Origin of the sequence: Paenibacillus sp. LC231, assembly GCF_001860525.1 — a bacterium.
Taxonomy (GTDB): Bacteria; Bacillota; Bacilli; order Paenibacillales; family Paenibacillaceae; genus Paenibacillus_AQ.
Window position 1 is genome coordinate 35,217 of record NZ_JFOM01000030.1, and the last position, 10,861, is coordinate 46,077.

Annotated in this window: 7 protein-coding genes; 1 reads left to right on the plus strand and 6 read right to left on the minus strand. The window is 51.0% G+C overall.

Going from position 1 to position 10,861, the window contains the following annotated elements:
* Nucleotides 1–21: 21 nt before the first annotated feature.
* Nucleotides 22–1,062, minus strand: coding sequence for an endo-1,4-beta-xylanase (locus tag AK95_RS20520; protein WP_071221768.1), 1,041 nt, complete (start codon nucleotides 1,060–1,062; stop codon nucleotides 22–24).
* A 94-nt stretch (nucleotides 1,063–1,156) separates the two neighbouring features.
* Nucleotides 1,157–2,464, minus strand: a complete 1,308-nt coding sequence (locus tag AK95_RS20525; RefSeq protein ID WP_071221769.1) for an endo-1,4-beta-xylanase — start codon at nucleotides 2,462–2,464, stop codon at nucleotides 1,157–1,159.
* Between the two features lie 305 nt (nucleotides 2,465–2,769).
* Between AK95_RS20525 and AK95_RS20530 the strand changes: the two genes are divergently transcribed.
* Complete coding sequence (locus AK95_RS20530) at nucleotides 2,770–3,543, plus strand: helix-turn-helix domain-containing protein (protein ID WP_071221770.1); 774 nt, start codon at nucleotides 2,770–2,772, stop codon at nucleotides 3,541–3,543.
* Between the two features lie 111 nt (nucleotides 3,544–3,654).
* Here AK95_RS20530 and AK95_RS20535 read toward each other — a convergent pair whose 3' ends face one another.
* The 4 genes from AK95_RS20535 to AK95_RS20550 all read right to left on the minus strand — a co-directional run bounded on the left by AK95_RS20535 (nucleotide 3,655) and on the right by AK95_RS20550 (nucleotide 10,625).
* Nucleotides 3,655–5,316, minus strand: coding sequence for a glycoside hydrolase family 43 protein (locus AK95_RS20535; protein WP_071221771.1), 1,662 nt, complete (start codon nucleotides 5,314–5,316; stop codon nucleotides 3,655–3,657).
* Nucleotides 5,317–5,487: 171 nt separating this feature from the next.
* Nucleotides 5,488–7,110 (minus strand): response regulator transcription factor, encoded by a 1,623-nt coding sequence (locus tag AK95_RS20540; protein WP_071221772.1) that lies wholly within the window; start codon nucleotides 7,108–7,110, stop codon nucleotides 5,488–5,490.
* Nucleotides 7,103–8,854 (minus strand): sensor histidine kinase, encoded by a 1,752-nt coding sequence (locus AK95_RS20545; protein WP_071221773.1) that lies wholly within the window; start codon nucleotides 8,852–8,854, stop codon nucleotides 7,103–7,105. The genes AK95_RS20540 and AK95_RS20545 overlap by 8 nt, the downstream gene beginning before the upstream one ends.
* Before the next feature lie 85 nt (nucleotides 8,855–8,939).
* Nucleotides 8,940–10,625: an extracellular solute-binding protein gene (locus AK95_RS20550; protein WP_083397694.1), complete on the minus strand. Its 1,686-nt coding sequence runs from the start codon at nucleotides 10,623–10,625 to the stop codon at nucleotides 8,940–8,942.
* Nucleotides 10,626–10,861: the final 236 nt, after the last annotated feature.

Sequence of the window (10,861 nt, forward strand, 5' to 3'; positions counted from 1 at the left end):
TGGCGACTGCCGAAATACGACTTACGATCGTACATCTTGGAATGTTGTTTCGGGATTGGCTTCCTTCAACAGGTTCCAATAGGATTCCTTCGGAAGATGGTTCTCGTCGAACACGAACGGCCAATTTTTACGGCCCCTTACCGGAAAATGATCCAGCCAGGTATAATCGTCCGCCGCGCCCCAGAAGGTTACGGAAGTTATGCTGCCGCTGTACTCTTTAAGCAGCCGGAACAATTGTCCGTAACGCTCCGCCTGGCGTTCAAGCATTTCTTCCGTCGGCGCCGCCAGATCGGTCCGCTTATCCTCATGCGCGAAAACGGATATGTCAAGCTCCGTTATATGCAACATCAGGCCAAGGCTGGCATATCTTTCGATGGCCCTGCGGATATCGTCAAGCGATGGAAACTCCAGATTCCAATGAGCTTGAAGTCCGACGCCGTGAATCGGCACATCCTGCTCCTTCAACGACTTGAGAAGTGCGTAAATCTTCTCTCGCTTCTCGGGCACGGATTCGTTGTAATCGTTATAAAACAGCAGCGCTTGCGGATCCGCTTCGTGCGCGTATTCGAATGCCTTGGCGATAAAATCCTCCCCGATTGAAGCAAGCCACGGGGAAGAACGAAGAAGTTCGCTTCCGCCGTCGGCAACGGCTTCGTTCACGACATCCCAGGCATGGATGTCTCCACGGTAACGGCCAACCACCTCATGGATATGCGTTTTCATCCGCGCCAGCAGCAGCTCGCGGCCGGCCTTGCCGCCGGAGCTGTCTTGAAATACCCATTCCGGCGTCTGATTATGCCATACGAGGGTATGTCCTCTCACCGACATTCCGTTTGATTTGGCAAACGATACGATCTGGTCGGCTTGCTCGAATGTGTACACCTCTTCCGATGGGTGCAATCGCTCGAACTTCATTTCATTTTCCGCCGTAACGCTGTTGAAATGGTGTGCCAATAAATCCTTTTGGGTCACCATCGTGATCGGATTCACGGCAGCTCCGATCTTGAAGCTATTTCCATAGGCTTCATGAAGGCTGGGCAACCTTTCCATGCTTTTTCTCATCACTCGGCTTTCTCCTTATCAACGTTTTTTTTAGTGAGCGGCAGTAAGGTATGCGCATTCATCCTCGTTAGCCCGGCAATCCGAAAACTTCGGTCTATAACTCAGATCTTGCCGCCTTAACAACGGCCCAAAACGCCGGTTTGGGCTGATGCTGTCGGTCGAACAGCAAAGGCGCATTGGTACGTGCGACCGGAAAACCATGAAGCCAGGTATGGTCGTCGGCGATGCCCCAAAAAACGACGCCGCTGAGTATGTCCTTGTTTTGACGGAATGCCTTGAACAACTCGCCATACCGATCGGCTTGCAGGTTCAGGATATCTTGCGGGAGATCTTGGCCGTAATCACTGCGGTCATTCCACGCATAAATGCTCATATCGAGCTCGGTGACAAGATTGTCGAGGCCCAGCTCCGCGAATTTTCGTATCGAGGCGATGATGGAATCCACCGATGGGCCATAGATGTCAATATGCGTCTGATGTCCGACCCCGTCGATCGGAACACCTTGCTCCAGCAAATCTTTCACCAGCTGAAACAAAAGGTCCCTTTTCACAGGGTTATCCGTGCCGTAATCGTTAATATATAGCTTCGCTTCGGGTCCTCCGGCTTCCCGAGCCGCTCGAAATGCCGTTTCGATGTAATCGGTACCGGCTATTTTATACCATTCGCTCGCGCGCATTCCGTCCGGAACCCCCGGTTCAATGACTTCATTCACTACGTCCCAAGACGTAATCTCGTCCTTATATCGGCCGACGATCGTCCTTACGTGGGTATCCAGGCGTTCAAGCAGCAATTTTTTGTTTGCTTCCTGGCGCTTGGGGTCTGTCTCATCCACCATCGGCTTGCCTTCCGCATCTTGGAAAAACCATGCCCCCACTTGGGTATGCCAGACCAGCGTATGGAAACGGACCTGCATGTTGTTCTCCTTGGCAAATTCCACGATCCGGTCGGCATTTGTCCATATAAATTGGCCTTCCGATGGCTGGATCGCATCCGGCTTCATGACATTCTCCGCCACCAGCCAGCGGACATGCTTCTTCAGCAATTCCGATGATGGACCGTTGGTCTGATTCGGTTCGATCGCGGCGCCGATCGGAAAATCCTCCTCAAAGAGTTCATGCAGCGAGGGAATATCTTGCGCTAAGGACTGTTGTGCCTGCGGCTCGGTTGACGCCGTTTGGTTAGTGCCCGCAGGGGATTCGGCATTCGGTTTCCCGTTCGACGCTCCGGAATCCCCTCTTAGCTCCGCTGCTTCTTCCCCCGGTTTTCCTGGAGCCTGACTTTCGGCGGGCGGCTTGTCACGGCTGCCCATTTGGGGCAGGATTAACAGGACAACGACGGACGCTGCCACCGCAGCAGCCACCGCCGTGGCCGCCCATCGGCCGCGTTTAGGCATACGATGCAAAGCATGACCTCCTTTCCACTTCGAGCAAGCGATAGGGATCCGGTATCGGACCCGGCCCGAATATATCATAACCTCATATTAGCGCTTACATATTATTGAAACAACCTGCCAAATTTGGGATCGTTCACCCGTCCATTCTCCGGTTGCCAATGTTCCTTACGCTTACCAGGCCCCCTATATTTCAGTAAGAAGTAAATATCGGTTAGAAATATAAAAATCGGCACATTGTGATTCGGGTTTCCATTCCCCATAATGTTAACAAACCGTATGAAAGCGTTATTACAACGAAGTTGGGGGGAAGCTTTGTGCACGATGTTCTGTTTGTTGATCTGCAATCCCATGATGAAGCAACACCGGAAATCCGGCCGGATTGGAATGAGTTGAGATGCTCGCGGCGCCGCTGCGTCAGGTCCTCCTCGTCCGCCATGCAATTCATTGCTTTGGAGCCTTACACCTTGGTGATTATCCATGCACTCGGTTCAGATTCCGAAGGTATGGAGTTATGCGCAAACATCCGGTGCGTAAGCCAGGTTCCCATCATTGTTACCGGAGGCAGCACGGATTTTTATTGGACCCGGAAAGCCTTGCAGCTGCAAGTTAATGATTATCTGCCTGCACCGTTCACGGTCGAAGAGCTCAACACTTGCTTGCGGACGATCTCGCCGGCAACCCATTCCGGTGACGGGCATCCGGATAATAGATTGTCCCATGTCCATGCGGAAAAGGAGGATCAGGTCATTCAAGAGGTCAAGGAATATTTGAAGGATTCGATGTACCAAAACATCACCTTAAAAGAAATTGCCGAGCGGATGCATTTCAACTATTCCTACTTGGTGCAGAAATTCAAGTTTCACGAGAAGATGACGTTTAACGAATATCTGCTGCAGCAGCGAATGGAGAAAGCGAAATTCTTGCTGACGCATACCGGCATGAAGATAAACGAAATTGCTGATGCGGTGGGATACAACGATATGGACTGGTTCTATAAAAAATTCAAGTCTTATGCAGGAGTAAGCGCTAACATGTATAGAAAATTGCATGGCTCCCGTACGGTTCCCGTTGCCTCTGGCCAGCACTAACTTGTACGTACATTTTCACCTGAAGCACCTAAATAAGGCGCTGCTTGACTCGCGAGCGCCTTTTTAGCTTGCCATCATCACGTTATGAATGGACGGGCTGTATATATGCAATCACAGCTCAAATTGCCATGCTTCGAAATCAAATAACTTCTGATCCTGCTTTCCGGTAAATACGAAGTAAAGATGATGGATGCCGGATGCGCCTGAAACTTCAATGGATATTTCCTTACGTGGTTCGGCACCGGATTCTGGCGGTACGTTCACTGTGCCGATCCGTTCTCCTTCCGGATGGTCCAGCCGAAGCTCCAGGCTTCCTCCTCCTTCCACTCCCGAGACCCAAGCCGTAAACGCAGATGCTCCTTTTCCGAAATCAACATTGGCCACTGCGATCCAATCCCGGTCGTGGATGTCCGTGACCGCCAATATCGTGCTGTCCTGCGAGTCTTCAGCAGCAGTAGACGGATTGACTTGAATTCCGGCATTCCATGCCATCGTTACTGCCTCCGTTCGCTGGAAGGGATTGTGCGGCTGGATCCCCTTCACGCCTTCCATGTCAGCGTCTATCTCCCGGATGGTACCGTCCGTCTCGAAATAAACGCGGTTCAGATGGGTTGAGCGATAGCCTTTCGGAACTCCCATGGACTTTGACAACGTTTGGGCGTGATAGGCAATATACCAGTTCTGTTGGAACTGAAAGATGGCGTGATGATTATTCCCTCCGACCCCGAAGAAATGCCCGGGATTTTTCAAAATGGTCCCTTGATACGTCCATGGGCCCATCGGATGCTCACTGACCATATAGGCGATTTCGCCGGGAGGGGGACTGTTCTCCGGCCGCGTTCCTTCCGAGAAATTGGAGCAGTACGTATAGTAGTACTTTCCGTCAAATTTGTTAATCCCTGAATCCTCGAACATATAAGGAGCCGGAATCGTGACGGCTTCGCCAAGCACGCTGATCATATTGTCGCCAAGCTGCATGACGCGAGCCGTATTCGGCATTTCGGCTTCGCCTTCCGGAATGCCGCCGCCAAAGTAGATATAGGCTTTCCCGTCGTCGTCAACGAGCACGGCGGGATCAAACAGCCACGTGACACCTTCCACGCCCGGCGTGTTTCTTGTGATCAGCGGCTTTCCGATCGGATCCGTCCACGGGCCAACAGGGCTGTCGCTCATCAGCACGCCGATGCCGCTGGCATTGTTGGCAAAATACAAAAAGAAGCGGTCCTCGCCGTCAATCACCTTATGCGCGGCCGCTGGCGCCCACGATTGCGTTGCCCATGCGGCAGCGCCGGTCGGTCCCGCGACCTGGATTGCTCCGTGATCGGTCCAGTTGACCAGGTCCGATGAAGAGATGACGGACAGCTTGTTGATCGTGCTGTAGCTGTTGTCCTTGACATTCCCGCCACCGTCATACTCCAATGCGTCGTACGTGTTATATAAATAAACACGTCCGTCAACTGCCAGCGCATAGGGATCCGCGCCGAATTTATGGGAGACGACCGGATTCCCGTTCGGAGGAATCTTGCCGATTGCGGCAGCATACGCCTCCCCGCGGGTGCTGTCCGCATCCCGGCTCGCAACATTGCCTCCTTGGTCCATCATTTCAGTTCCTGTTTTGCCGGCTTTGATTTCATCACTCATCTTGTCACTCAGCTCCTGGTTAAACATTTTTGGATCGTCTTGGCCACGACTCGCTAGGTTTGCAAAAACAACGATTATGCAAACGAAAGCAAATACGGTAGATATGACCAGTAACGGCTTTCCGGGCTTCATCCCTGAACACGCCCTCCTCCATCGTTACTTGGTGACCTGTCATTCCGATCTGGTCAGTCCCATCGCGGGTCGACATGAACGGAATTGTTCGTAAAAAGTGTACCTTTTGGTAAGCAGGACAACAACCGGACATTCCATCTGAAAACACCGGGCAAATGATAGGTTGCCTGCCTATTTTACGAGATGGTCCCGGTACTCCTGCGGCGTTAAACCCGTCGCCTTTTTGAAGAAGCGGGTGAAGGAATGGGCGGCATCGTATCCGACTAGAGGCGCCACGTCCCTTACCTTCAAATCCCCTTCCTTAAGCAGCTCCTTTGCTCTCCGTATTCGGCACTTTTCGATATATTCCGAAAGATTGATTCCCCGCTCTTGCTTGAACAAACGCGAGAGATAGGAGGGATTAAAAAAATAGCGTTCAGCTAGATGCACAAGGGTCATGTCTTTATCCAGATGCTCTTCGATATACTGGCATACCCGATCAATGACATGCGCCGTTTTGCCTCGTTCATCCATGCGCTTGAAGTCGAATATATCTTCGACCGTTCGCCTCAAATACCGAAAAGCTTCCTTCATGGAATCATGACCTTCCAAGTCCAGCAGTTTCCCCCGTTCACCGGTGGGGTCCTGAAGCCCAAGCCGGGTCAGCTTCGCATACAGCACAAGAGCGATAGAGTAATAGGCTTGTGCAGCATGCTGATGATGATCGTCTCCGTTCAGCACGAATTCCGACAATTGCTCCAATTCATTCATGAATTCGTTCTCCCTTCCGGCCTCCAAGTGGGCTTCCAAGATGCCCGCCTTATGGCTCGTCTCCACTCCTTCCTTGCAGGATGGCGCCTGGGAAGAGTCGACTTGATCCTTTAGGATCATCGGAATGCCGTCGCCCATCTTTAACTGCTGGAGTCTTCGCAGCCGTTCATATTGAGGGGTTACATCCTCCCACCGGCAGGGGAAGCCGCTTATGGTGAACGATACGGCAAGTCCCAGAGAATCCAGGCAGGCTTCCTGGATAAGTTCAAGCGTCCCTTCCAAATAAAGAACAAGGCGATCATCGGATGGATTCTCGGACCGCGCCTGAAGCATCCATAATAAATCCCCGTGTTTGTCAAGGACTCCGATGCTTCGGACATGCTCATCCATAAAAGAATTCCAAATCAGCCTCACCGAGCGATGACTGTTTTTCTTTTCTGCATACGCTTTGCCTGCTGAATAAGCTACGCGGCCAAGAGCCAGCAGCACAGGGAGTTTCGGATCCAATCCGATGTTCAAGGTCCGGAAATCGCTCAGCATGGCTTCCTTGTCCTGTCCAAGCAGGCTGCTGTCCGCGACGAATTGCCGGAAGTATTCTCCCTGCTCCATCCATTCCAGCGCTTCGATCTGCACGCGGGACTGCTTGAGCCATTCATTCATGCGGTTGCCGCTCTCGATTTCATGAATGACTTCTTTCACGACCTCCATGACCTTATCGAAGCCTTCCGTCTTCAACAAATAGCGGACATTGGGCATCTGAATCGCTTGATAGGCGTAATCGAAATCGCTGTAGCCGGTCAGAAAGATTATTCTGCACCTTGGCCAGAGAGCCCGGATGCTCTCCGTCAATTCCAATCCGCTCATGCCCGGCATGCGTATGTCCGTCAGGACGACGTCGATTCTCGTGCGCGACATCCAGTTCAGCGCTTCCTTACCGGAGTATGCCCGGCAGACATCGAGCTTCTCGGGCATCCACTGATGAAATACTTCATACAAACTGTTCGTAATAATCTCTTCATCGTCGACGACCAGCAGTCTATACATGTTCATTCCCCTCCGTCAGCCTGATTCGAATTTGGACCCGCAGTCCGTTCAATGGACTCCTTGAAAGGACTAATCCGCTGCTTTCCCCGTACGTCAGGGCAATTCGCCGATGGATGTTGATAAGTCCCGTCACTTCAGGGGATTCGGCGGATTCGGCAGTGCGTTCAAGCCGCTTATTCAGCATTTCGATATCGTTATCCGTCAGCCCGTTCCCGTTCTCTTCAATCACGATGGAAGCTTCTTGGTCATCCAGACGAAACGACACACGCAGCAAGCCTTCATCCTGCATCTTTTCGAGGCTGTGCTCATAGGCATTTTCGATAATGGGCTGAATGATCAATCGCGGCACCTTGATGGCCTCCATTTCCTTCGGCAGCTCGCCGAATTCTACGCGAATTCGCCTTGAAAATCTGAGCTTTTGAATCTCCGTATAAATGCGGGAATGCCTCGTTTCTTCCAGCAATGGAACGTTGTCCGCATCATTGCGGGTAATGAATCGAAAATATTCTCCCAGCATGTTCGTGAACAACTCGATTTGCGTGACATCCCCCGTTTTGGCCAGGGAGCTCAGGATGAAGAAGCTGTTATATAAAAAGTGGGGATTGATCTGGGATTGGAGCTGTTTCAGCTCCGCCCTTTGCATCATGAGCTTGTGCCTGAAATCCTGGTCAATCAGATGCTGCAGCTTGATGAGCATCTGATTGAATCGATCGTACAAATAGCCGAACTCGTCCCTCTGTCCGTGCCTGATCCGGATATTAAACATGCCATCCTCCATTTTTCTGAAGCTTTGGACAAGCAGAAGCAGCGGCTTATGAACCAATTTGTACGTCGAAACCGCATAGATGGCAATCGCTAAGAGGGTCGTGCCTGCAAACAGCCATGCCCAGACATAAAATTTACTTAACGGCCGTTTCACCGCCTCAGTTGGCAAGTACGTAAACACGGATAGGTCCAGCTTGTCGGAATACGCCTTGTCGATCAAATACCTGCCTGTGCCGATATTCAGAATTTGACGATTCGCATGTTGGATGGCCTGCATGGCCTCTTTCATTAAACGATCCGCCTCCTCATGGCTAGCCAGGGCAAAGCCGGACGGCTCGGAGACGATAAAAGCCCCGCTTTCCGGATATACGCTGATTTGCATCAGGGATTCCCTGAGTTTGCTCGCATCCAGTTCGATCTGAACGATCAGAAGCGGCTCTTCCCCTTTTCGAGCTCCGTATTTGGCCGCCACAAGATGGAAAGTATCGTCGATCTGCAACAGTCTTTGATTGCCGCTCGCCTCTCCTGCATAAACATGGTTATACCGTCTCGAGTCGAATGCATTCATGGCGGTCATGGCCGAAATCGTTTTATCCATGCTGCGGATATGAATGAATACGTCTTTTATGTAGACACTGCTGTTTTTGATGGAGACCAGCCGAGGCAGCAAATAATGCAGGCTTGCTTTTCTTTCGACCGTGCTCATCATATCCCATGTCAGCACCATTTTGTTCAGTTCCCCATCCTGCAAAATATCGTATTGCTGAATTTCCAGCCATTCGATTTCCCGGTTCAACCCGTCCAGGTATGCCGAAAGCTGCGCTTGCGTATTTTTGGATACTTCCTGGCTAGCGTATTGGTAACTCCAGTTATACAGATAAACACCGAGAATGATAAGCGGAAGAATGACGAAGAGATAAGTAGCGACCAGTCGAATAAAGATAGTATTACGAATGGAATTCACGGGTAACTTAAGCAATTAAACTCCTCCGATGTGTGTGAATATGCGTGTTAATCGGCCGCCTGCCGGCCTTTAAAGCCAACCGTGCGGGTGCGGCACATTTTTATGGACGGCTTTTTTTGTCCTCATGCCACTGATTCACTTCAGCCGTAATGTCAGCACCGCCAAGCCGATCCCATTCCTCCACGAACCGGTCGAATTGTTCTACGGATTCGCCGAGGATGATATTGACAAAATAATCATGCTGAAGATTGTCCAGAATCGTTTGTTTTTCAATCATCGTTTCAGTCGGCGCGCCGGCAAAAGCATCGAACAACAACTGATGGTTATCCTCGTATTGGTCGAGAATACTCATCGCACCGGAAGGCCCGTAGATCTTCTCCCAACCCCAGCCGGATTCGCCGTCTTCTTTCTTATCCAAATATCGATCGATTCGCCCTTGTATGAATCCGGGCTCGCCCTGTAACTGAGACGTCGTGCCCTGACGACGCGCTTCGGTGATTTGCCGGTAAGCCTTGAGGTTCTTATCAGCCGGGAAAGGAGTCACGGGAGACAGTCCCCACACAGGCATGACATTGTTGTAGTAAGTTTCGTACTCTGCCGTTTCGCCCCAATTTTTTTCAAGATGCAGATTGAACATCTTCAGAATTGCTTCCGGGTAAGCAAAATCCTTTCTTACGGCGTAAAAAGAACTTGTGGTAAATTTAAGCGGAACCTTTGGCGCTATGCCCGAGTCAGTAACAATGGGAAAAGCTTGCCACTCCGCATCCGGATCGCCGCTGCGGCTGGACTGAAGCAAGAATGCTCCCCATTGCTCGCCATAGACCATGCCGATCTTCCCATCGGCAACAAGCTGTTTGGCTTTGCTTCCGTTTTTAAAAATGAATTCACTGTCGATTTCATGATGGCGATACATATCCTGAAGCGCCTTGAGCGCCTGTTTCACTTCAGGCTGAATGCCTCCGTATACGAGCTTGCCGCTCTCGTCTTCAAGCCATATGTTCGGGTAAGCTCCATAACCGGCCATGAATCCGGTTAAGCCCATGACGGGGTCCCACAAATATTGGGTAGCCGCTATCCCATAGGTGTCTTGTTGGCCATTTCCGTCAGGATCCCCCTCTGTAAACGCTTTCGAAATTGCCAGGACGTCATCCATCGTTTTCGGTGGCAACAGCTCCAATCGGTCCAGCCAATCCGTTCGAATCCACAGAAACATCGCCTTTTCAATGGAGGAATCGGTCTCCGGGATGCCCATCAGCTTGCCGTCGATCATGCCGGATTCCAAGGTACCGCTCCCTTCTTGGCGGTGAACTTGCTGTGTCAACGGTGAAGCATATTCCTTGTAAACCTGCGTCAGATCTTGAATCAAACCGGCGTGGCTCAGCTGCCTGAGCTGCTGGGCATTGACCTTGACGATATCCGGAATGTCCCCTGAAGCCAGCATAATATCCAGCTTTTTGTGGTATTGTTCGCTTCTCACAGCCCATTTGTATTTGATTTGAATGCCCAGAACTTGTTCGTACAACTGACTCCAGCGATTGTCCTCCAACGTTTCATCAGGCAATGCCTTCAGAATATCTTCCAGGCCGTCGCCGATTTCCCTCACCAGCGTGACATCGATCGGCGGATGATAGGCGCTTAAAGACTTATCGCTGTATATGCCCTCTCCCAGTGTTTTCCGATCCCGATTGGGGTCGATACCGCTGTTTTGGTGGCAGGACGCCAGCGTTGAGCTTAACAGTAACGCGCTTAACATGACCTTGGACAAGTTCTTTACAATCAGCAACAGATAACACCCTCTCCTATCGATTAATTGTATTATTATACTTTAAAGGCCCCGGCCCACAATAAACATTTTTTTACTTCCTATCCCGTTATTTACGTGTTGCTCGTATGCAAATCAAAACCACCCGTGTGAACGGGTGGTTTGCTCTGCGGCTGAAAGCCTTTGTTACTGGCCAGCCCTAAAGGGCATTGAATCGTTCGCCAACCGCACTACTTTTTCGGCTACCCCTTAAGGGGCCT